Here is a 24211-nt window from a genome sequence, read left to right as displayed (position 1 = left end):
ACCTAAACCGGAGCCAATGTAGATTCAGGTGTGGTCATTTTGTCATAAAAATCGATGAATTTATTACGGTCATCACTTTCGCGGTACGCCATGGCGACACGTGGGTGTTCATTTAATACACCAGAAATCATGTAAGGAATAATATAGCCCCATTCCCACTTTTGACGCATTCCGAGCATGTGTTTTTCGATCATGCCAAGAACTGGTTTTAGCTTATAAGAAGATTTCGGGATATAGCTGACAAGAAGCTCTGTATTACAATTACCGGCCGCACGTCCCATCCCATAAACAGATGAATCTAGGAATGTAACGCCATTTCGCATCGCAGCTATCGTATTAGCGAAAGCTAATTGCAAGTTGTTATGTGTGTGAATTCCCAGTTGTTTGTTGGGAAGCATCGCTTGGAATTTTTTCACTTGATGGGTAATATCCGCCGGATCTAAGCTTCCAAAAGAATCCACGATGTAGACAACATCAACGGGACTGTTCTTTACCATTTCAAACGCTTCGATTAGCTGATGTTCTGGAACACTAGATAACGCCATAATGTTAAGAGAAGTCTCATAACCTAGGTCGTGGAACATTTGAACAAGCTCTAACCCTTTATTTACTTCGCGGACGTAGCAAGCCACCCGAATCATATCTAATACACTTTGCTCACGAGGCAGAATATCATTTGGGTCCACACGGCCAATATCGACTAAAGCAGAAAGCTTCGTGAACTTTTTCTCAGGAATGATTTCTTTCAGAAAGTCGTCATCAAGAAATCGCCACGGATTAGGCTCAGTCGCTTTCAGAAGCGTAGCAGAGTTTTTATAACCAATTTCCATATATTCAACGCCTGCTTCACTTAGTCCATTATACAAATCTTGAACAAATTCGATGCTAAAATCCCAATTGTTCACCAGCCCGCCATCACGAATGGTACAGTCAATAATTTTAGTAGAATTCCCCATGATCGTCATCTCCTTGTGTTTATCCTGCATTTTTCACTAGTTATCCCAGCAGTGTCATACCCTGCAATCAGGGCGACACTTTTACGCCTTTACGCTTTTAAGTGTTAAATTTTTTTATTAATACTAGCATTCTTAACTGATGATGTCTACGAAAAAAGGGAAAATTCTGAAGAATAAAATCTAAGTCACTATATTCATATCTATTTATCGACAACTGACTTTGCCGCTATGTAGTTGTATTCTAAAGAATTCCCGGAAAATCACTTAATATAAATATTTAACAATTCATAACATCTCTCTTTCGTGAGTCTTAGAACTGTACCAGCCCTATTGCTATTGTACCGAAAAGAGTAATTTTTAGGAAGAATCAATTAATTTGTTTAGAGAATACATCTTTAAGTCAGTATGGTGACTATTTGCTAAGTTTTCCTCTTGTAAACTTAATTCGTGGCAAAAATGGGGGTATCCCACTAATGGGGTGACCGTACCTTCGGAAAAATCGTTTGGATGGGCACTACCGGTGTGGGATTTTGACCGTTCCTTCGGTAAATTCGGGGGGGCGGGCACAATCGGCGGAGGATTTTGACCGCTCCTTCGGGAAAATCGGGGGGGCGGGCACAATCGGCGGGGGATTTTGACCGCTCCTTTGGTAAATTCGGGGAGACGGGCACAATCGGCGGGGGATTTTGACCGCTCCTTCGGTAAATTCGGGGGGACGGGCACAATCAGCGGGGGATTTTGACCGTTTCTTCGGGAAAATCGGGGGGGCGGGCACAATCAGCGGGGGATTTTGACCGTTCCTTCGGGAAAATGGGGGGGACGGGCACAATCGGCGGGGGATTTTGACGGAGAACGGTTCTACTTCAACTTTTTGGCTCGAAATCCACGGAAACACCTACGTAGAGCGATTCTACATCGACTTTTTAACTCATTCGCCTCGGAAACACCTACGTAGAGATGGTTTCGTCGCATCTTGTATGTCGTAATCGGCTTGTAATGTGTAGTAAGTGACAGAGAATGTTTTTATTTATGATAGTTCGCTTGATATTCAGCGGACTTATTTTTTTGATAAGGAAAAATAAAATGGAAATTTTATGCTAAAATTAGATTAAAAGTATATCTAAAAAGGTGTGGAAATGAACTTAATTTGCTAATCCGTTTGGAGGGGAAGAAGTGAAGAGATTTCTATTAGCAATGATGTTGCTTTCGATTGTTATTAGCACTATTGGTTGCTCAAGCAACGGAGCGTATAGTTCTGAGGAAGCTATTAAAAGAGGCGACATTGTTTATCAGGGTGAAGCAGCTAATTTAGAGAGGTTTGAACAGTTCTTACTTAACCTATCCAACAAAAAAGAAGACACTATACGAGTTACAGGTTATACAGACGAAGGAGACCCTATATTCAAAGACTTGCAATTTGATGGAAAGGATATTCAATATACGTATGATAATTCAAAGGATGAGTATGGTGGAAAAGATAAAGGAATAGTAAAAGATGTTTGTACAGAAATAACTAAGAAGGAAAATGAACAAGGCGAAGTTGAATTCTTTATAAGTGGCTGTTCAAAGGGAAATGACGGATTTCTAATTCGTGTAGAAAAAGATAAATTAAAACACAATTGAGCGAGAATTTAAGCAAAATAATAATAAATAATTGAAAAACGCTTGGTTGATGTCCATTGGATTGGGAAATCAGAATTTCGTAAATTGCGACGTAAGGATACACAGTTATCCAAAATAAAGCAGGTGAGGAAAGTAATCCACAAAAAAAGGATATAGAAGGGGACTTTCGAGAGGCATGCCTGGCACCTGCATCTTGTGCGAATTAGCATACCAAAAGCTCGTTTTTTTATTAGAAATCCCTTAATAACAACAAAAAAGGACAACCAAATCGTTGCGATTTGATGTCCCTTTTCTAATGATTTTTTATATTTTGTACTGGAAAACAGAACCTGTTAACTTTATTGGCAGTTTTTAAGCACTTATATTAAAAAGGTATTTTATCCTCTTGTGTAAGTTACACGCCATTTTATCGTTATGCCCTCTGTGGTTAGTCGATATAGTCCGAAAACAGCTGGATTGATCTGCACCAATCCAATACGCAAAAGGTCTTTGAGTGCCTCTTGTACGTCTGATAAATTTCCAGATGCTTTTGGAAGCTCATTAACAATCTGTATCGGTGTCTGCCATTCAGTAGTTAGTGTTAGCAGCACAATTCGTTGCTTTGAGGTCAAGTTCATACTTTCTCCTTTTCTAGCTGAGTGGGGGACTGACCCTTTAATCTCTCAAAATCCTCATCAAATCATAGTTCCGGTACTTCTTATTCCGTTTCACTTCTTCATCACTAAATAATAATTTTTTCTCAACTAATGAATTCAACGCACTTCTAACTGTATTTTTTGAAATGGGCAGATGTTCTGAAACAGTATGGACTGTTGTAAAAGGGTCTGAAAATGTATATAGCCATACTCTTTTTTCTGAATCAGTAGTGCATTGGGAAATTCCTTGTTTCGCTAATTCCTCTGCAGCTTCTAATTTACGGTGAATTCGTTCAGCCATTCGATTACAAGCATTTAGAAAAAACAAAATCCAATCACCCCATTTAGGATCATTTCCTCTTACCCCATTTAACATATCGTAATAACGTGGTCGTTCTTTCTCGAGTTCTTCGCTTACAAAGAAAAAGGGCTTTGTCATTGTTTTGGATTGAACCAAGGACAACACGATTAAAATCCTGCCTAATCGCCCATTTCCATCTAGAAAAGGGTGAATCGATTCAAATTGGGCATGTGTGATGGCCGTCTTTACTAAAGGATCAGATTTCTCATTGAAAGTGTAATCACCATTCTTAATATGGGCAGTTGATAACGGTTCATTATATGGATGCCCATTAATAAAATACTCGAGATTTTGCATGTATTCATCTATTTTCTCTGCTGTAATTGGGATATAACTAGCATCTTCAATCCGATTGGTGGGTCCAATAAAATTTTGGATTTTTCTAAACTGACCCGCTGCTTGAGTGGAGCCTCTTGCACCTAACATTAAAATTTCATGGAGTTCTTTAATCAATCTCGAAGATATCGGATACCCATTTATAATTCGTTCATACCCTTCCATAAGGGCTTGATGATAGTTTCCAACTTCAATGATCTCCCAGCGTGGATTTTTATCATTTTTTTCTTCAACCATATCCGTAAAAGTAACTTGTGTTCCTTCAATCCTTGTGGATTCTACAGATTCACTTAATGAAAGAATCTGTACTAATGCTTGGCTGACAACAGAATGATTAAATTTTTCTTCTAACCGTCCAATTTTATTATTAACTTTGGAAAGTATCTCCATGATTTTTAAAGCTTCTGTTGTATTGACACCTATTGGAAGTTTAGAAACTCCTTGCTTAACCACTTAACTCAACACCTCACATATTTATATATTAATTATAGTGTTTTATTTGTATTAGCGTAAAAATAGCAAAATATTGATCCAATATATATCCATTATATCCTACTTCTCACCTTTTAGACACTACAAAATACTACTTCTAACTATTTTGGGGAAGCAGGGGGACGGTTCTTATGCTTTTATAATTGAGCTGTTTTTCTGTTATAGTTTTAGAAAAAGGAGATGGAAGGGTTTAATGTTTTTTTAAGACCATTAGATTGAATGGATGCTGCGGCACTTCTAAAAATACAAATGGAAAAACGTGAATTCTTTGATTATCCCCACCTTTTCTTACTCAGAAAGAAGACTGACAACCAACCGCCCTCACAATATTCTGTTGCACCTCTAAATTATCATTTATTTCTGCTCTAACAACCTATCAATCTTGGACAAATTTCTCTGCTCTTATAGCTACCCAATTAGGACATTCGCCGTTTGAGTCACACTTGGAGGAAACTCCGGCCTTAACTTCTTAAAAATTGAGTGAATGGTCACTATCGGGTGGTTATTGTGACCGCTCCTTCGGAAAAATCGGGGGGATGGGCACAATCAGCGGGGGATTTTGACCGCTCCTTCGGTAAAATCGGGTGGACGGGCACAATCGGCGGGGGATTTTGACCGTTCCTTCGGGAAGATCGGGGGGATGGGCACAATCGACGGGGGATTTCGACCGCTCCTTCGGGAAATTCGTGAAGAAATTTCTATTGGCAATGATGTTGCTTTCGAAGATAAAGGAATAGTAAAAGATGTTTGTACAGAAATAACTAAGAAGGAAAATGAACAAGGCGAAGTTGAATTCTTTATAAGTGGCTGTTCAAAGGGGAATGACGGATTTCTAATTCGTGTAGAAAAAGATAAATTAAAACACAATTGAGCGAGAATTTAAGCAAAATAATAATAAATAATTGACACAAAGAAGCTTGGTTGATGAGCCAAGCGTTTTTTGTGTCAATTATACTTCGAAGCAGAAAATCATACGTAGCACGTTACATCGACCTTTAAACCGTTTTTGATAGTTCAACTGACTCCTCTTGAGCTTCTTCTTTTAGCTGAGATTTATCAGAGAGTTTCACAAATGGGTAGTAAATAGCTATTGTTACAGCAAGAGTAATGATTTGAATAACAGCACCGCTGATTTTACCTCCTGTTGCCAGATACCCGCTTATGATTGGAGGCATGGTCCATGGCACGACAATGCCGATTGGTTTTGCTACTAAACCTGCAGCCATGCTAAAGTAAGTAATCAGCGCAGCGGCCATTGGAGCGAGAATAAATGGGACGAGCAATTTGAAATTTAAGACAATTGGCAGTCCAAATAACGCTGGTTCATTAATATTGAATAGTCCTGGTGCAACCGTGAGTTTTCCCATTGCTTTATTGTTTTTACTTTTTGAAAATAACCAGAGGCAAATAACCAGTCCAATAGTTGCTCCGCCGCCGCCGATCCAAACGAAGTTAAACATAAATTCATTTGTAATAATATGCGGCAATTCCTTGCCAGCTTGAAATGCCAGTCGATTGGCATCCGTATTTTGTAACCAAATCGGCTGGATTACCGGGTTGATGGTGTTTGCACCATGAATTCCCACAAACCAAAAGATTGAATTTAGTGCAATGATCACCAATGTGCCCCATAAACTTCCACCAAGAACACTAAGTGGTTTCCCTAGCGTATTTGTTAATAAAGTATGAATGTTATCAATCCCTGCTAGTCCTAAGAATAAATAAACGAGACCCCAAAACAAGATCACCATTAATCCTGGTAATAAGGCAGCAAATGACTTCTCTACTGCTACCGGTACGCCCTCTGGCATTTTTACGGTAAAATTTTTCTGGACGAAGAATCTAAAGATTTCCGCAGAGATCAAACCTACTACGATGGCTACAAACAAGCCGCCGCTACCGAGGTAGGTATAGGAAATGCCGTAACCCGCTTTCGAAATGAGGTCTGGCGTCACGATGACAAAACTGGATAAGGCAATAACTCCAGCGGCAACGCCATCCACTTCATAATGCTCAGCTAAACTATGGGCCATTCCAAATACAGCAACAAGCGCCATCAGTCCAAAAGAGCCATTAACGATTTTGCTAAAAATCGGCGCTAAACCGATGTCAGCCAACCAATCCGTGTATCCACTGATCGGCAGGTTTCCTAATATAAGAAAGATAGATCCGATAATAATAAGGGGCATACTTAATAAAATTCCATCCCGTAATGACCGGAGATGTCTTTGGTTACCAATTCTCCCGGCGATTGCTTCCACTTTTTCTAACAACTTCCTCACTCCTTTATTAAGTTTTTATCTAAAAAATTCTTTTTATGAAAGGGTAAACTTAAAGCTAGACCAAGGCTTTAGATAGTCTAATAGAAAGATTGATTCTTCTGTAAGATGGCCAATGACATTCCTATCTCCGTCATTTTCCATATCTTTTAACGCGATTTGAGTTTCACCTTTATATTGGCCAAAACGATTGTTACAAATCAAAATATCACCTTTTTTGATAGGGTGGGTATGATGGGCCGGAATATCCTCATTCGTATATTTAACACGTGTGGCAGAGGAGCGAATCATGTATTCGGAGCGGTCGCCTCGATACTGGTGAACCTCATCGAGAATCATCTTCCTTTCTAATTCTGAAACATTGGCTGAAAATTCAATTTCAAATGTCGGGTGGGTGTTTAGATATGCCTCTGACATCGCCCTTAATTCTTCTTCCGTAGCATACGCATTGCCAATTAATAAATCATCAATCGTTCCCATTAATCGATAATGGGTAACTTGAGTATGAATCGATAGATTTCTATGTTGTTCCAGTGTGGATAATCCTGTCTGAACCGGCCACGGTCCCAAATCGCCCTCTTGAGAGGTGACAAAAGCCCCCGTATGGATATGATGTTGATTAAACATACTTGTTGTTTGTTCAAAATGGCGCTGGGAAATCCCCGAATACTTTTGCGGATAAAAGTTATGTGAAGCATAAAAATAATCCATATTAGGCTGGTAACTCATAATCGTATCGATATATCTAGTGCCGCTGCTCATATTGACTTCAATGATTAAGCCATATGGATTTTTTGTCATTTTCGCTTCCTCTGCTCCGGTAAAACCCAGGTCCAGACGAATTCCTGTCGCACCTAATTCTTTAAAAAAGGCAAGATCGTTATAACTGACATTTAACTGCTCAAATAATGCGGGATTAATATCCAAGATAGTTTCCATACCAATGGAATTGCCATATTCGATTATGTTTTTAAACTTAGTAACCACTTCATCTTGTTCGCCGTCAATTTCTAACAAACTAGTAAAAATTCTTGTATATCCATACTTTCTGGCAAGGTCCAGATAGTCCTTGTCACGTTCAAAGCTGCTCTTTGCCGGATAAATCGATACACCAATACGTTTCATGTCTATTTGCCTCCTGTTTCGTTCAATGAACTTTTGAAAAAGCAACACTTTCATCCAAATCGGTTTGGATATATATTAATCACGTACATTCACTTTTTTATGCACATCAATTAGTTCCTTTACCAAATCTAAAAATGTAATCGCATTCATTAAGTGGTCTTGTGCATGAACCATTAATAACGTAACCTCGAATTTTTCCCCGGAAGCTTCTTGAGTTAACAAACCAGTTTGTGCATGGTGTGCGTTTACTAATTCCTCATTTGCTTCTTCAAGTTTTTGGTCAGCCTTTTCGAAATCCCCTTCTTTAGCAGCCTGGACGGCCTCCATTCCAAAGCTTTTGGCATTCCCGCTATGCATAATTAAACCCATGACAGCTTCTAAATTTTTTGGCTCTTCCACTGGATGCATCCCTTCCTCTTAGCTTGTTAGATGTCCCTAACAATTAATTTCCATTGTTTTCAATCAATTCTAATGCAGTGGCTAACACTTTTTCGCCATCCATTTTACCGTAATCTTTCATATCAATAACTGCGACTGGAATATGGGAATCAGCCACTAATTTTTCAAATTTACTTTTCATGAAACGGACTTGCGGACCAATCAAGATAACATCTGCTTTTTCCTTTGCTAATAGCTTGGTCGCTTCGTTAGAAGACAGCGCCTTAACTTCAGCATCGATCCCTTTTTCCTGTGCTGTTTTTTGCATTCTAGTCATTAATAAACTTGTACTCATTCCCGCAGAACAGACAAGTAGAATTTTCTTAGTGCTCATTTTTCATTTCCCCTTCATCTTTTATCATGTCAATTACTTTACACTGTAAGCATAAGATGTAACCGCTTTATTTTTAAGTTGAGATATTTCCTTTGGGTAACGGAAAGAAGTACTCGTTGAATGAAATGATGACTCCTGAAGTGGCAAATGAATATAAAAAAGCCAATTGCTTTTGTAAGCAATCAGCTCAGGTCACTAATTTGTTCATACATTGTTTTGATGATTTCCTCTTTGGAACTGCTTTTAATTAATTTCTGAACAATCGATTTATGTTCGATAATTTGAATTAATTGCTGATACATGTAATTTAAATTACCGGTATCGCCTTCTTTAATATTTAATAAACAAACAAATTGAACCATTTTTTGTTCATCCCATTGGATCGGAGATTTTAACGTACACACTGTCCAAAAAGTTTTATTTGTTACGGGTTTAATGGGATGGGGGATCGCAACTAAATTGCCAAAACAAGTAGATGCCAGGTTTTCCCGCTCTAATACAAGCTCTACATAATCCGTTGATACAAGACCTTGTTTAGATAATTCATGACACAAGAATCGAATCGTATCTTCCTTGGAATCCAATTCGTGGTGAATAAAAATTCGGGATGGATGTAAATATTCCTGTTGATCGCTTTTAGAGGAAATTAATTCTTTCTTGATAGTTGTTATATCTTCCTCTTCTAAAAATGTATGGACCACAAGAACCGGGATACCTAAGCTTTCCTTAATTGGAATGGTGCTAATAATAAAATCTATCCCCGATAAGTTATAGGTGGTTAGATTATAGAAACTGATTGTATCCACTATTTCGATGTCACTTTTAAATACATTTTGCAAGTGATAGAACAGAAGCTGTGCACTTCCCATACCGGTTGCACACACAAGTAAAACCCTTTTTGCTTGTTTTTGTTTTTCCTTCATCCGTTCAAGGGCCGCTCCAATATGCAAAGCAATATAGGCGATTTCATTTTCACCTGTTTCTTTATTTAAGTAATCCTCGATACATTTACTTGCCACAACAGCGCCTTCAAATGCGCTTGGAAATTTAGTCTTCGTTTGGTTTAATAACGGATTTCGCATATTTAAACCGTATCTTAATCGATTCATCGCTGGCCGGAGATGTAAGGTGATCCCTTTGATAAATTCTATGTCATTATGGAAGTCCCAAATAAACTCCGACCTTAATTTCTCAATCATGCAATTCACAAGAGTATTTACTTCATCAAATTCGCCAAAATCGGTTACTTCCTCTCGGGTTAATAATTTTGTCCCTAATAAATGGACCATAATATAATCGATTTCCGATTTCGGAAAAGATAACCCGGTAATCGTCTCGACTTCTTTGATAACTTCCAGTGAAACCATTTTTTCAAATGCGTGTTCATTCCCTAATTGAACACCCAATGGATCGATAATAAAGCCTTCTTTTATTCTTTTACATGCAATCACAATATGAATGGTTAAGTTTTCCAGTTCAACATCCGAAATGTTAATCTGATGATCATTTACCTTTTTTATCAAAACCTCTTTTATTTTTTCAAAAAGTTCGCCTTCTACTAGTTGTAAGGGACCACCCTTCAAGGAAATATCCCCATTTTCCCTTAAGATCAAATTGGATAAACAGGATCTTTTCTTGTACTCGTCCCCTTCTACCTTTGTTCCGTAGTGAGGGCGGTTCGTGATTTTCAATTTATATTTTTTTATCATTTGCCGGACTATTTTCAGGTCTTGCTGCAGCGTTGATCTGGAAACAAACGTTTCTTCTTCTAACGTTTCAAATCTAATAAAATCCGGAGCCAGCAGCAATCGTTTTAATAGATATCGCACCCTGTCTTCCTGTTCCATAAAAGTGGCAGACTGGTTATTCTCTTCAAACAATAAAGAGGATTTAGTTGAAAGAAATTCGGAGTTCAGCACTTTCATTTGATAGCCTTTTCCCCGTATGGATTCAATCTCAATCCCCAGCATACCGCTGTCTTGCTGCAACAGTTTCATCTCTTTACGGACGGTTCTGTCACTAATACCTATTTCTTTCGCGATCCATTCAGCCGTTATCGGTTCAGAGGACTCTGTTAGAAACTGTAGAATATCTTTTTGGCGTTTCGTCAACGATAACATTCAAATCAATCCTTCCAGCAAATGCTACTATGACTTAATTGTATCAAACTTTGCCAGGCACGACCCGAATTTGGGTCGGTTAATAACCCCTTCATCCCACTTCAACGACCGCTTTTAACCTCCAATTCTGGAAGAAAATGTTGAGACCCTTCTTGTTCGCCGGCGTTCTTATACCCTTCCCGGCTATTTATCATTTGCGGTGTCGAGTCACTTTATATACATGTGGTCACTTGGTTTTTTTGAAACAAAAGAGGTCCTATCCTTAATTTAGTTATTAGTGATAGTTAAAATAAGCGGAGGTTTTCCGGCTAAATGCGGAATAGAGCTCGTTCTGGGGAAAATAAGCGGAGATTTTCCGATTAAGCAAAGCAAAATGACCGATTTTCGCGTTTTTTGGGTCAATAAGCGGAATTTCTCCGTCTATTTAAGCTACTTTTAGCGCTATTTCATAATTAAGAGAAATTTCTTCGCTTATTTATCAAACCATGCTGATTCCCTCAACTTGGTCCGCCCTTTTACCAAGAATTAGATGGCTCAGTGAACTGAGCCATCTAATTCTTCATTACAAAAGAAGATATAAAATACAGTACAAATTGAGCTGCATTTTCATGTTTTTCGACAGGAAACGGAACCCGTTACTAATTTAGCAGTCTTTTTTCCATACTGTACTGTTGAAAAGGAATCTTCAATAGACCTTTTTCATTACCGATAATTTCACTAATGAGAACTAACTAAAATTCCAATAATTTCTTTATTTAAAAGGTATTCTGTAAGGAAGTACCTTAACGAATATTTGTTAAGCTAAACGCTAAAGTGCTAGACCCCCGGAAAAGTAACACTATACTCCATCAGGGGTCCAGCACCAGCACTTTGATGAGACTAGACTGTCGTTCTATTTTCTCTTGCAATGGCCGGTCTAGTTAAAGAAAAGACGGCGCATCCTAAGGCTATAATGACAATAACACTTCCAACCCAAGCAGTACTGGTTACTGTGCCAGTTTGATTTAACACTAGACCGCCAATTGCTGACCCAAGCGAAATACCAATTTGCAAGGCGGAATTATTAAAGCTTTGCTGTATATCTGATGTAACAGGATCTGTCTGAATTAAATAGCTTTGCTGCGGTGGAGCCAGACTCCAGCTTAATGCTCCCCAAACCATCATCACCGGAATGAATAGAACAAGTGAAAACGTCGTAAATGGCAATAAACATAGGACAATAGCAAAGGCACTAATGACGATTATAATGCTTTTTGGCGCGCCGATTCTATCTGAAAGTGTTCCACCGAATGCCCCTCCGGTTACGGCTGCAACTCCAAAAACAAAATAACAGATACTAATCCAGTATGAATTCAAATGAAGACTTGTTTCCAAAAATGGGGTGAAATAGGCATAAAGTGTATAATGTCCTGCGAGCATAAACAAAGTAGCAAGATGGGCAGAGCCTATTTTCGCACTTCCTACTGCTTTTATTTGTTGCGAAAGTGGAATCGTATTTTCCCCAGGAATGCGCTCCAAAAATAATGAAATAAGCACCATTGACCCGATTGATAATGCCGCGATTCCAAGGAAAATTACACGCCATCCAAAAGTATTGGAAATTAAGATTCCTAATGGCACACCCAGCACCAGCGACGAACTAATGCCCATATAAATAAGGCCCAAAGCCTTTGCCCGGTGAGCAGGAGCAACCACTTTTGCAGCAATCGTCAACGAAAGCACAACGATAAGTGCTGTACTCGTGGCAGTTAACACCCTTGCAACCATCATAAAGGTAAAATTCGGACTGAAATAGGTCATGATATTACCTAGAAAAAAAACGAATAAGGAAATAAGATACACTTTCTTCCGTTCCATCTTGCTAGTTAACACAAGCAAAACCGGCCCGGCAATGGCATAGATAAGCGCAAACACTGTAATCAGCTGTCCCGCAGAGCTTAAGGAAATACTGAAATCTTCGGCGATGGACGGCAAGATCCCGCCTACGACTAATTCAACTAATCCAACTGCAACCGTCGATAATGCTAGTATAAAGACTTTTAAATTCATTGTCGGTTTCTCTTCCTTTCTTACTAGAATGATTCTAAATGAAAAAGGCTTGAAGTAGAGGGTTCTTTTTTTCAGAAAATAACAAAAAATCCTGATTACAAAAAACGAATAAATTCATTTTCTGTAATCAGGATTTTATGGTTCCTGGTAGAGACCCTCAAGCCATATTCTTGAGGTTATACAGGTACTATATAGTTTAATAGTATGCACTTTGAACACTTTACCACGATGCATTCTACTTTTCAAGTGCGTATATTTTCCATAGAGCTTGGTGCCAGACTCAAGGTACAGGGACGCAAAAAGCAGCGCATTGGCTGCTTTTTTAATTTTTTCTTATCACGTTATTGCCTCTCAATACCCCTTATAAGCTACCCACCTTGAGCAAATTTCCCGCTTTCGGCCGCTTATAGCACTGGGGAACGGTTCCCAAATTCACGAAGGATTTACTTTATCCTACTTTATAGCAGAAACAGACTGCAGCGATGCAGTGATTTATTCAAAAGAAAAAAGGGTATAAATATAATAATTTTAAAAACGAAAGGAAGATGAACATGTATAATCATATTCTTATAGGTTTTGATGATTCCGAAGATAGTATGAAAGCGTTGGGAAGGGCCGCACAATTCTATATGCTGAACCCTAACTGCAAAATTACGGTTGCTCATGTTATTCAACAGCACATATATGATATGGCTTATAATTATGATTTTTCAGTAGCACCAAATATAGCTGGAGGGGTTTACCCAACTCAAATCCCTGTTCCTGATAACGAACTTCCCCTAGAAACACAAGAAACCATCCGAGACAGTCAGATTTTGGATCATGCGAAGTCATTTTTACTGAGTAAAGGGGTACCTGCCAAATTTGAATCATTAGGCGGCAAACCTGTTAATGATGACTTATGTGATTTTGCCTCGGAGCAAGATGTGGATTTAATTATTGTGGGTAACAGCGGAAAAGGTGCGCTCAAAAAACTGCTAGAGGGCAGTGTCAGTGAAAAGGTAATGAAAAAAGCGGAGATGGATGTTCTTATTGTAAAATAAAAACCGCCAATTTCTACGGAAACTACAGGGACGGTTTTGATGGCCTTCTTCTTTCCTCTGTTGATCGAAAAAAAGCCACCAGAACCGCCACCTTGGTCTTTGATTACATTGGTTTGATTTCTTTATTATTTTTATCAAAGAGATAAACGCATTTGAATGGAAATCACCTCCGAAATTTGCTCCCTTGATTGAAGGAATGCTGTCACATGTTTAATGATGAAAAAAAGCATTGACCTCACCAGACAGTATAGCCTTCGATTTCATTTATTTTTATGATTAGAATTCAGTAATTCTGCCTCTATTTCTTCGTCTGACACAAATACATCTTCTTTGTTTTGGCTCTTACTATTAGGAATTAACAATAAAATGCCCAAGATTAAAACAATTAAAATTAGCCCAACAGAAATGGTATGCAACCCTTGCCCTGCTACCATAGCAACTTGCCATACAATTGAGGCTGTAAGCAATGATAAACTAATTATTAAAAATCCAAATAACCTATACATAACATCCCCCTTTCAATTCCAGTGTATAAAGTCGTTACTGCTATTTATTCTAGAAAATTATTAGTTTTCCTTCTTCGACTAAACTGCTTACGGTTAAGTACATCTTTCAAAATACTGGTAATTAATTTGTCCTAAATGCCCATAATCGACTTGAAATGGGATGTAAGAAAATAAGTATCTGCATGGACCCGTGTTACCTGTTCACATCACATCATTTGTATTCCCTACTGGAACAGTTATAATAGACACATATGATTAGCTCATTTGAACTCAAAAATTTTTATAAAAGGGTGAGATAATGGGGAAACGAATTTTTCTTTTTCTTTTGACGAATGTTTTAGTATTAGTCACCATCAGTATTGTGCTATCTCTTACAGGTGCGGGAAATTATTTTAATGCCCAAGGCGGCATTGATCTGATTTCACTATTAATATTTAGTGCTATCGTTGGTTTTACAGGGGCTCTCATATCCTTGGCGATGTCACGCTGGATGGCAAAAATGATGATGAAGGTTAAGGTTTTAGACCCTAACGCATCATTATCACCAATGGAAAGAACCATTGTCGAAAAAGTCCATCGCCTTTCAAGGGCCGCTAGGTTAACTCACATGCCAGAAGTGGGAATTTACAATTCACCAGAAGTAAATGCGTTTGCCACTGGTCCTTCGAAAAAACGATCACTTGTTGCAGTCTCAACCGGGTTGCTTCATGAAATGGATGATGCAGCTATTGAGGGCGTAATTGCCCATGAAGTAGCACATATTGCCAATGGTGATATGGTAACTATGACCCTTCTGCAAGGTGTAGTGAATACATTTGTAGTTTTCCTTGCTCGGATTGCAGCTTGGGCGGTGTCACGCTTTGTAAAAGAAGACATAGCACCAATCGTTCATTTCATTGCCGTTATTGTCTTCCAAATAGCCTTCTCGATTTTAGGAAGCCTTGTGGTATTTGCTTATTCAAGACATCGTGAATTCCACGCTGACAGTGGCGGAGCAGACCTAGCGGGCAAGGATAAAATGACTCATGCATTACAATGTCTAAAAGCTTATTCAAATCGGATGAAAGATGAAGAGCAAACGGCGATTTCTACTTTAAAAATTAACGGAAAACGTAAATCAATGCTATTTTCAACACATCCGGATCTTGACGAGAGAATTAATCGATTGAATAGATGACGCTTCAGGTGATGAGGCGCCACAATACGAAAAAACCAAAGGAATCCCCATGCTTTTTAAAGCAGGGGATTCCTTTGGTTTTATTTGGTAGGCTCTGTTATTATTCATTGTTGATTTTCATGTAGGTATGAGCATTCATAAGCGGAGAATTTCCGGCTAATGTCTATAGAGGAAGCTTAAGAGCCGATATAAGAGGAGATTTTCCGATTAACTGCTCTAAATTAGGCAAAATCCAACGATTTGGATCATATAAACGGAAAAACTCCCTTTATTATTAAGGAAATATGGGTATTTCCCAATTTAAACGGAATTTTTCCGTTTATTTTTTCAAACACAGTGAAATCAATATTCAGTTATAACAGATTCTCTCACTTCTTCAGTGTCGAAACTTCACCAATCGATGGTTTAGAGCCTTCGTTTGTTTGTAAATCTCTTTGTAGATATCAAACAACTCACGGTACACAGCCACATTTTCCGGGTTTGGTTCGAACACTTTGTCTTCTTGTAAGAATTGGTTCGCGCATGCTGTTAGCGATTCAAACCAGCCGCAGCCGTATGCGGCAAGCATAGCCGCTCCCATCGCGGGGCCTTGTTCGCTTGAGAGTTTTACGATTTTCGCATTAAAAATGTCTGCCTGGATTTGGAGCCAGTCCGGATTCTTTGCTCCCCCGCCGATTGAAACGACGGTATCAATGTTTTTTCCACAGTCACGAAAGATTTCGATGGACTCATTCAATGAGAAGGTAATACCCACCAAAACCGCTCGAACAAAATCTTTGCGATTGTGCGAAGCGTCTATGCCAATAAAGCTTCCACGGATTGCGGCTTGGACGATTCGGTCTACTACTGTTGGAATTCCTAATGGACGTTTCGAACCATCAGCTTTTGGAATGAAAACTCTTCTGACTGGTTTTGCACGATATGATTTCAAACGCAAAGATTCTTGGAGCATTCTTAAGTTATGTTCCAATTCTATTTCATAATCTTTAATCGATACTTTATCCACACCATGTGCCCCACGATTTTTCTTTACGTCATAGAAAGCTTGTTCTAAGTTTTGATAATTCCATAATTAATCCATTTAGTACATGACGAGTAAATAAGTTCGTATTGCTTTTCTTCCATGGACAGACGGGCTTCGCATCAGTTCACTGCCTTTTGGGTCAATGTCTGCCTTACCAACTTCGTGGTAAGTCACTTGTCTTTGCGGCCTTTCCGACAAGTTTATTCACTACTATCCCCTGCTCTGACTTCTCACCATCCATAGTCAATTTCTTGTCCATCGCGGCTTTGAAAAAGATTTACCACCTACGGTGGAGATGATGAGATCTCCTTGGGTCACGTCATCGCCTTTCACTCGAAGCCAGTCCTCATAACTAATAAGATACAAGTGGTATTGGACATTCCCATTTTTGGCAGGGTTATCCCATCTTACCAGCCAACCTAGTTTCAGCCACCTGTTCCGAGTTTTGCCTTCAGGTCCTCCGCACGAAATCTCACGATACTCGCACTACCTGTCAGCTATACATTTCCGCCACAACGGCATGTTAGGGACTTTCACCCATTAGAGCGATGCGCTGCCAAGCGCACCAAAAAACAGAGAGACAAGCTCTCTGTTTGGTTTTCACACTTTTACCGCATTAAACTTCAGCCGAGTGGGGGTCTGACCCCGTAAGTTAACACCTCTGCACCCCGTCCTCGAATGCTAGGTAATCCGCTATTGCTTGTCGCTGAACTGGTTGCAAGAAGCGCGGCAGGGGCTGGCGCAGTTCAGTGGCCAGTGCGCCCTTCTGAGGGTCAAACAGCTCCCGATATAAGTCGGCAAACAGCTTCGGTTCTGGCATAGATCCACCAGGGGCGTTGTTCGTCACCTCACCCATGCCATACTTCGCATAGTCATACAATTCATACTCCTGCCCATCTGTGGTGATCTGTATCGTACCAGGCGCCCAGCGGCTGTATACACCAAGCTTGGTATATTTAGTACGGTACCCTATCACGTGAGTTGGAATGGGCAGGTTCGGCAGGGGCTCTGGCGGCGGTACCTTGGTGACGAGCACATCACAGTACGGAATACCGACTTTCGGCCCTTCCTCGGGAATGTTCTCATCGCTGGTGTGGAGGACATAATTTCGTCCTTTCGCACTGTGGCTCCTTAGCATCGCTGCCAGGTTGGCCCGCCCCTTCCATTGGGCGTACTGGAATCGGTCGCGCCACTTGTTACTGCCGGAAGCAAGAGTAAGCAATAGTGGAAGAATATCGACATGGGAGGTAAGCCCATCACGGCTCGTGCCGGCTTGATCCGGCGGCACAAACCGCCCGGTAGGATCCTTTACATAAAGAGGGACATGGATGCCGCCCTCATACACCGCAAACGCCTTGCCACGCAGGCCGTTTGCACCACCATACTCACCGTGGTCTGCCGTGAAAATAACGATGGTGTTTTTAGCGTAGTCACTTTGTTCCAATGCCCGCAGCACCCGCCCAATCTGCTCGTCGACGTACTGAGTTGTGAGATAGTAAAGATCGAGGAACTCATACCATAGCTCCTCAAAATCAGGACCACGGTACGGCATGTCACCAAAGAGTAGATCGCAAATAAGGGCCCACGCCGCCTGCGCTCTTGGTTTATTCTGCTGAAACAACGCATCGGGCCACCGCTCGAAATTAGTCGGCAATCCCTCATGAAACTGGGGAATTGGCGGCGGGGAGTCCTCTCCCGTTGTCTGTTTCGAATACTTAGGAAACCACTGGATGTCGTGCGGATTGACGAGACTGACCGTCGTGCACCAAGGCCTTCCGTCGTCGTACCCTTCCAGCCAATCGATAAACAGGTCAGCAATAGTAGGATCGACATTCAACCCCTCTCCTGGGCCTCCGGTAGGGGATGGACACGGCAAGGCATCCCTTTGGAAGCCGTATCGATCCAAGGGACAATCAATCGACAGATGCCATTTTCCCCACCAGAAGGTGCGGTAACCGAAATCACCTTGCAGAATGGACCCCCAAGTAGGAAAATTCGGATTAAGGTCCGGGGTAGGAGGTACACCCGCCAATCCTTCGACATTGGTCAGGAACATGGCATTCTGATGGGTGTAAAGTCCAGTCAGCAGCGTGGAGCGCGAGGGGGAACAGGCGGTTGCCGCGGCGTAATGTGCATCGAAGCTCACCGATTCACTACGCAGCTTTGCCAGATTTGGCGCCGCCTGATCCAGAGTTGCCTGGTCGAAGCTGCCCTGGGGGAACCGGAGTTGGTCGACTAGAATAACCAGGATATTGGGCCTTCCCCTTCGGTCGTGTCCTTTGGTGTAATTCTTATTGTTACCGCGGCGGTTCATGATCTTCCTCCCTTTCAGGAAAAGTTCTATAGTTGCAAATGGAATCACCAGGAAAAAACATATACAAGGAATCGCTTGGATCATAAATCCATTTCTGACTCAAAATATCCCTTCCTTTTGTAATAAATTTGAACTGACATTAATTAATTTATTCTTAAAATTAGCTTTTGTAGTGGGCAGGGGGCCATTTGCCCTCTTTTTTGCTTAGAATAGATAAGGACAATGTGAAATGAAGGTGAATGAATGATTAAGGTAAAGTAAACAGGGGGTAGCTGCTCCACCTTTTTTTGTCATTGGCACCGAGCGCGAAATTGGATTCGCTTAAAAGGTTATTCTGCAAAATGGCCCTAAAATGGAAAAAAAGCGCTTATCCTTGCTCAAGGATAGCGCTCGTTGGTTAAACAACAGAATGTCTTGCCAGAAAAAATTAGAAACATACGCTACGGTATTCGTTAAGAAAGTGGAAGTCTTATTTGATGGAATAGTTTTCAAAGTAGATAGATTATTAAGAACGGAATATCCTTAATTTGGTAATCCGCTCAATAAAAACCGTTACTACATGTGGATTAACGCTTTTTTCTCTTGTTCAGCTGACCTGCCACTTTAGTGGATAAGAAAACGCTCGCCCCGATGCTTGAGGTATTAGGCACATCCCCTAACAAATACGCGCACTGTTACTTGCACATGCCATATTCGCCCAAGGGCCCGAGCAATGCAAACAAGCTCGGGCCCAAAGTTTAATCAACTGAGTGCTACGAACACTCAATCAACATACCTTTTTCTATTTCAGATAACAAAAAAAACGAAGAAGCAAACACTTTATTAACGTTTACCTCTTTATTGAATTAATAGTGATTGAGCTCACCTTCAGGGGTTTGAATGATAACTGGACTCTTGCTAGGATCCAGCCATTTAAGAATACCAACAACATAATTTTGTGCAGTTCCTGTGCAACCAAGCGTATAACTATTGGAAACATGGAAAAAGATAGCGGAACCTGCTCCTGGAATTCTTTCAGCTGTATTGTAATTGATCACAAATCCGTAATTATACGCTGCAATATCCATTTTTTCAGCACTGTTCCAACGTCCCCGATTTTCAGATGCCTTTTGCCACGTATTATATAAGGAGGAGTTAGAATCATCCACCCAGAGATCATCAGAAGTGATCTGACGATAAGGCAGCTTTGTTCCTGGATTTTGAAATCTTCCAAACGCTGTCCCAATCGTATATTTTCCCCTAGGAGATTTTTTAGCTCCTTCATTCATAACAGTGGCGAAGCCCTCTTTTCCAATAAAACCATCGACATTAAGTTTTTCATACCACTTATTATCTTCTTTTTCAAAGGTGCGGATTTTTGCCTTATTGGTGTTATAGCCTAATGAAGTCACCAGGATGAGCTGATTATTATCTGATACAGTTGTTAATCCATCTGCAATCGTATTCGGTACCCAGACCCCACTTCGGTTCAAATAATACCAGCTGTTTAGATAAACCCAGCCAGTCTGCATTGCACCGGAAGGATTTAAATAATACCAGTGGTTTTTTTCTAAGAGCCAGCCGGTTTGCATCGCACCGGAGGAGTTTAAATAGTACCAGTGATTTTTATCTAGTAGCCAACCAGTCTGCATCGCGCCGGAAGAATTTAAATAGTACCAGTGATTTTTATCTAACAGCCAACCAGTTTGCATCGCGCCGGAAAAATTTAAATAGTACCAGTGATTTTTATCTAACAGCCAACCAGTTTGCATCGCGCCGGAGGAATTTAAATAGTACCAGTGATTTTTATCTAGTAGCCAGCCAGTTTGCATCGCGCCGGAGGAATTTAAATAGTACCAGTGATTTTTATCTAGTAGCCAGCCAGTTTGCATCGCGCCGGAGGAATTTAAATAGTACCAGTGATTTTTATCTAGTAGCCAGCCAGTTTGCATCGCGCCGGAGGAATTTAAATAGTACCAGTGATTTTTATCTAGTAGCCAGCCAGTTTGCATCGCGCCGGAGGAATTTAAATAGTACCAGTGATTTTTATCTAGTAGCCAGCCAGTTTGCATCGCGCCGGAGGAATTTAAATAGTACCAGTGATTTTTATCTAGTAGCCAGCCAGTTTGCATCGCGCCGGAGGAATTTAAATAGTACCAGTGATTTTTATCTAGTAGCCAGCCAGTTTGCATCGCGCCGGAGGAATTTAAATAGTACCAGTGATTTTTATCTAGTAGCCAGCCAGTTTGCATCGCGCCGGAGGAATTTAAATAGTACCAGTGATTTTTATCTAGCAGCCAGCCAGTTTGCATGACACCACTGCTTTTAAGAAAATACCACTTTCCCTTGTCATAGACCCAGCCCTCGCTAGCGGCTCCGTCGTTCTGATTGAAGTAGTACCAGTTGTTGTCAATGTTAAGCCAGCCCTTTACGGCTTGATTATCCCTATAATAGTATTGCTTACCTTGCTCCTCATACCAGCCATTCTTTGCTGCATCTGAGCTATTTTCCTCGGCCGCAACCTGAAAAGCCGGTAAAATCATAGCTCCACACAAAATCATAAAAAAGAGTCTTATAAAAATTCTCATGATGAACCAGTTCCCCCTATCTCCACTCTTTCTTCACAAAAAAACAAACACCTATTAGCTAAGAAAAAAAAAGTTCTTACTAATATTATTCTATCAGAACCTTCAACCCCAATATGAAAAAAGTTGTCAATTGCACTAAGTAGAAAGCATTATGTTTAAACAATATTCGTTAGTAAAAGATAGGAGCCTTGCTAGATTTTATTGTAGTAAGGCTCCTTAAAGTTGTTTAATTTCTATTCACTTGAATAAATTAATCTTCTGTTCCTAATACATCAGTATATGGGGGCTCATAACCCATCTGACGGAGCATAGCTACTATTTGTCCCTTGTGATGAAACTCGTGAGTAATTGTGTGTATTAGCAATTTACGAGGAGTGATTGATAATAGTTCAGATCCTTCTCTCCAAGGGATTTCTCTCTCAATTAGCACGTTTAAATTATTTCCATGTATTTCTAATAATTCATTTACTATTGAATCCACTTGTTCAAAACGTGCTATTATTTGCTCTAAACTAAGATTATGTAATTCTTCCCTTGGAGTAAGTGGTTTTTTTGTCTTCAATAAAACAAATGAGCCTAGCCATGCAACATAGCAATCTGCTATATGAACCAATGTGTCTCTTACACTTTGCCAACCGAATCCATTCTTATTAGTAAAATGATTAGGATCTAATTTCCAACAAAAATCTAACAGAGTTCTTCTAGTTTGTCGAACCCATCCATATTCATGTTGAAGCATCAAAACACCACCTTAACAAATATAACTACCTATTCTATACATGTATAGAAAAACCCTTTTTTAACTGACTAAAATAAGATAGCCACAGCAATCCCTTCTTAATCCCTAAGCCCAAGCAATACAACTTGCTGATTGAACAAGAAAAAGAGAAACATATCGTGGGGCTCACCCCACTAATCCAAATGATAAACAGCTTGCGCCCTTAAAATTCAAGGCTCAAGCTGTTTATCATTTTTTTATTCTCCTGTCTATTTGACAGAATTTATTTGAGTTTTTTTAGTGTGCTAATTTCCGGAGATGGGTTTCTTTTAAGCCATGTAGGAAGAAATAAAGCACTCCAGTTACAAGAATGACCACGGCCATAATAGCATACATTTTCGCATAGCCTGTATATGGCGTGATGTAACCGAGTAAATATGGTGAAAGACCCAGTCCTGCATCGTAGAAGATGAAGTATGTTGACGTTGCAAGTCCCATTCGAGCTGGCGGCGTTTCTTTAATCGCAATTGCTTGTGTAGCAGATTGCATGTTTCCAAATCCTAGACCCATAACGGCGCCGGCAAGAAGAAGTACCCAACTACTACCCGCAACACTTAACATATACATACTAATCGCATATAAAATAAACGCTGGATACATAATGATATTGGCGCCCTTGTTGTCCATTAAAGGTCCTGAGAACGGACGCGAAACAAGCGCGATAATGGAATATACAAGGAAGAAGAAGCTTGCGGCAGTAACAAGATTAATTTCCGTTGCGTAAAAATTAATGTAAGTTAAAACACTTGAATAACCAAAACCAAGAAGTAAGATAATAATTCCAATTGGTACCGCTTTTGGTTCGATAAAGTTTTTAATTGAGATGCCTGATTTTTTCTCATTTTGTTGTACAGGTGTTTTTTGGATCGCAACAGGCACTTTTAAAATGAGACCGATAATAAAACAAATGACACCTAAAATTAAGCATAATGTAAAGATAACAGGGAAGGTTGTACTATGCAGCATATAAAGACCAATAAATGGTCCGAGCGCTGTAGCAAGCGTTGTACTCATGCTATAATAGCTGATTCCTTCTGCTCTGCGCGGCGCCGGAATAATTTGTGCCACGACTGTACCAGCAGCTGTACTTGCCATCCCATGTGTAATTCCGTGAAGGAGACGCAATAAAATTAAAAAACCGATGCCAAGAGGCACGGAATATAGTGCTGTCATCGCAATAAATAAAATAGTACCGATAATTAGTAGTCGTTTGCGCCCAATTTTATCGATAATGCTGCCGCAGACGAAGCGGCCAATCAGTGCACCGATGATGAATACACCACTGACAAGCCCAGATTGACTAACCGTTGCATGATATTCATCAATCGCAAATGTCGCAATGGTTACAACGAGTAAATAGAAAACTAAAGTGAGAAGAAAGTTAATAAGTGAGACAATAATAAAATCCTTTGTCCATAATTTCGTATGTTGCATTAATGAAGCTCCCTTTCTTTCTTAAGATTATCATTGATTTTCGGAAAAATTTCGTACGCGATTTTACGTTCATGCTCTGGAATGTTCTCCATAATACGAAATTCCAGTTCTGTGATGTCTTTACGAATATCGCGATAAATGTTCTCGCCGATATCCGTTAATTGAATAATTTTTTCCCGTTTATCATTACCTAAAATTTGTTCAACAATGCCAAGATCCATTAATTTCTTGACACGTCTTGTAATGGTTGGTTTTTCAACCTCATGTTGAACTGCAATTTCGACCAATGTAGAAGCACCGCGATGTTTCAAATGATAAATGACAATCCATTGTGAATACGTGATGCCATAGTTACTCATCAGCTCGTTCAATCTCGTAATTACCGGTCTATATAAAGCTAAAAAACGCTGTAAATAACCTTCCAAACTAAATCCTCCTTTTTAGTTACCCAGAGTAACTAAATGATTACCGAAGATAACTATATCACTTTCTCCTAAAGAATGCAAGGTACCACGGGGACGGTTCTCTAAGGGGACAATCGGAAGTTTTGTGTGAAACAGGCCCGACTAGTGGATAGGAGCTAGTCGGGCCTTAATGTTATTATTAATTTTGAATTCCTA

19 protein-coding genes, 1 pseudogene and 1 riboswitch are annotated in these 24211 nt (G+C 39.9%); of the genes and pseudogenes, 4 read left to right on the top strand and 16 right to left on the bottom strand.

Annotated elements, in window-relative coordinates; all coding sequences use genetic code 11:
• Positions 1 to 2: 2 nt before the first annotated feature.
• Complete coding sequence (locus AA980_RS10395; protein ID WP_024031193.1) at positions 3 to 956, bottom strand: aldolase catalytic domain-containing protein; 954 nt, start codon at positions 954 to 956, stop codon at positions 3 to 5.
• A gap of 1173 nt (positions 957 to 2129) precedes the next feature.
• Between AA980_RS10395 and AA980_RS10390 the strand changes: the two genes are divergently transcribed.
• Positions 2130 to 2579 (top strand): DUF4362 domain-containing protein, encoded by a 450-nt coding sequence (locus AA980_RS10390; protein WP_024030947.1) that lies wholly within the window; start codon positions 2130 to 2132, stop codon positions 2577 to 2579.
• Between the two features lie 377 nt (positions 2580 to 2956).
• Here the strand turns inward: AA980_RS10390 and AA980_RS10385 are convergent, their stop codons facing one another.
• On the bottom strand, positions 2957 to 3196 hold the full coding sequence (locus AA980_RS10385; RefSeq protein ID WP_034723009.1) for a hypothetical protein: 240 nt from the start codon (positions 3194 to 3196) through the stop codon (positions 2957 to 2959).
• 37 nt (positions 3197 to 3233) lie between these two features.
• Positions 3234 to 4364 carry a Fic family protein gene (locus tag AA980_RS10380; protein ID WP_024026238.1) on the bottom strand — a complete coding sequence of 377 codons (1131 nt, stop codon included), beginning with the start codon at positions 4362 to 4364 and terminating at the stop codon, positions 3234 to 3236.
• A gap of 598 nt (positions 4365 to 4962) precedes the next feature.
• On the opposite strand from AA980_RS10380, the gene AA980_RS10375 reads away from it, so the two are divergent.
• Positions 4963 to 5274 (top strand): hypothetical protein, encoded by a 312-nt coding sequence (locus AA980_RS10375; protein ID WP_047771529.1) that lies wholly within the window; start codon positions 4963 to 4965, stop codon positions 5272 to 5274.
• A 124-nt stretch (positions 5275 to 5398) separates the two neighbouring features.
• Here AA980_RS10375 and celB read toward each other — a convergent pair whose 3' ends face one another.
• The 6 genes from celB to AA980_RS10345 form a co-directional block, all read right to left on the bottom strand.
• Positions 5399 to 6676, bottom strand: coding sequence for a PTS cellobiose transporter subunit IIC (celB, locus tag AA980_RS10370; protein WP_024028616.1), 1278 nt, complete (start codon positions 6674 to 6676; stop codon positions 5399 to 5401).
• 42 nt (positions 6677 to 6718) lie between these two features.
• Entirely contained in the window at positions 6719 to 7807 is a 1089-nt protein-coding gene (locus tag AA980_RS10365; protein WP_024028617.1) for a DUF871 domain-containing protein, read from the bottom strand.
• Between the two features lie 75 nt (positions 7808 to 7882).
• Complete coding sequence (locus AA980_RS10360; RefSeq protein ID WP_034724089.1) at positions 7883 to 8206, bottom strand: PTS lactose/cellobiose transporter subunit IIA; 324 nt, start codon at positions 8204 to 8206, stop codon at positions 7883 to 7885.
• A gap of 43 nt (positions 8207 to 8249) precedes the next feature.
• Positions 8250 to 8579, bottom strand: a complete 330-nt coding sequence (locus AA980_RS10355) for a PTS sugar transporter subunit IIB (protein WP_024028619.1) — start codon at positions 8577 to 8579, stop codon at positions 8250 to 8252.
• A gap of 182 nt (positions 8580 to 8761) precedes the next feature.
• Positions 8762 to 10699, bottom strand: a complete 1938-nt coding sequence (locus tag AA980_RS10350) for a BglG family transcription antiterminator (RefSeq protein WP_024028620.1) — start codon at positions 10697 to 10699, stop codon at positions 8762 to 8764.
• A gap of 879 nt (positions 10700 to 11578) precedes the next feature.
• Entirely contained in the window at positions 11579 to 12748 is a 1170-nt protein-coding gene (locus tag AA980_RS10345; RefSeq protein WP_024028621.1) for an MFS transporter, read from the bottom strand.
• A gap of 104 nt (positions 12749 to 12852) precedes the next feature.
• Positions 12853 to 12952, bottom strand: a riboswitch (purine riboswitch).
• Between the two features lie 347 nt (positions 12953 to 13299).
• Here AA980_RS10345 and AA980_RS25780 point away from each other — a divergent pair.
• Positions 13300 to 13791: a universal stress protein gene (locus AA980_RS25780; RefSeq protein WP_024028622.1), complete on the top strand. Its 492-nt coding sequence runs from the start codon at positions 13300 to 13302 to the stop codon at positions 13789 to 13791.
• Between the two features lie 260 nt (positions 13792 to 14051).
• Here AA980_RS25780 and AA980_RS10335 read toward each other — a convergent pair whose 3' ends face one another.
• On the bottom strand, positions 14052 to 14297 hold the full coding sequence (locus tag AA980_RS10335; protein WP_024028623.1) for a hypothetical protein: 246 nt from the start codon (positions 14295 to 14297) through the stop codon (positions 14052 to 14054).
• Positions 14298 to 14595: 298 nt separating this feature from the next.
• Here AA980_RS10335 and htpX point away from each other — a divergent pair, with 298 nt between their 5' ends.
• Positions 14596 to 15474 carry a protease HtpX gene (gene htpX / locus AA980_RS10330; RefSeq protein ID WP_024028624.1) on the top strand — a complete coding sequence of 293 codons (879 nt, stop codon included), beginning with the start codon at positions 14596 to 14598 and terminating at the stop codon, positions 15472 to 15474.
• 376 nt (positions 15475 to 15850) lie between these two features.
• On the opposite strand, the pseudogene AA980_RS10325 reads toward htpX, so the two are convergent.
• From AA980_RS10325 to AA980_RS10300, 6 genes and pseudogenes are all read right to left on the bottom strand, one after another.
• Positions 15851 to 16300 (bottom strand): annotated as a pseudogene (locus AA980_RS10325) (FGGY-family carbohydrate kinase); the annotation flags it as partial.
• Positions 16301 to 17150: 850 nt separating this feature from the next.
• Positions 17151 to 18812, bottom strand: a complete 1662-nt coding sequence (locus AA980_RS10320; RefSeq protein ID WP_053005474.1) for a sulfatase-like hydrolase/transferase — start codon at positions 18810 to 18812, stop codon at positions 17151 to 17153.
• 845 nt (positions 18813 to 19657) lie between these two features.
• Positions 19658 to 21379: a hypothetical protein gene (locus tag AA980_RS28145; RefSeq protein ID WP_053005473.1), complete on the bottom strand. Its 1722-nt coding sequence runs from the start codon at positions 21377 to 21379 to the stop codon at positions 19658 to 19660.
• 250 nt (positions 21380 to 21629) lie between these two features.
• Complete coding sequence (locus AA980_RS10310; RefSeq protein ID WP_024031234.1) at positions 21630 to 22118, bottom strand: DinB family protein; 489 nt, start codon at positions 22116 to 22118, stop codon at positions 21630 to 21632.
• Positions 22119 to 22394: 276 nt separating this feature from the next.
• The gene (locus AA980_RS10305; protein ID WP_024031233.1) at positions 22395 to 23591 is read right to left on the bottom strand and encodes an MFS transporter; all 1197 of its coding nucleotides are present in this window, start codon (positions 23589 to 23591) and stop codon (positions 22395 to 22397) included.
• Positions 23591 to 24016 (bottom strand): MarR family winged helix-turn-helix transcriptional regulator, encoded by a 426-nt coding sequence (locus AA980_RS10300; protein WP_024031232.1) that lies wholly within the window; start codon positions 24014 to 24016, stop codon positions 23591 to 23593. The genes AA980_RS10305 and AA980_RS10300 overlap by 1 nt, the downstream gene beginning before the upstream one ends.
• Positions 24017 to 24211: the final 195 nt, after the last annotated feature.

This window comes from Neobacillus vireti (assembly GCF_001026695.1).
Classification (GTDB): Bacteria; Bacillota; Bacilli; order Bacillales; family Cytobacillaceae; genus Neobacillus; species Neobacillus vireti.
This window is presented reverse-complemented; position numbering and strand designations above follow the sequence as displayed.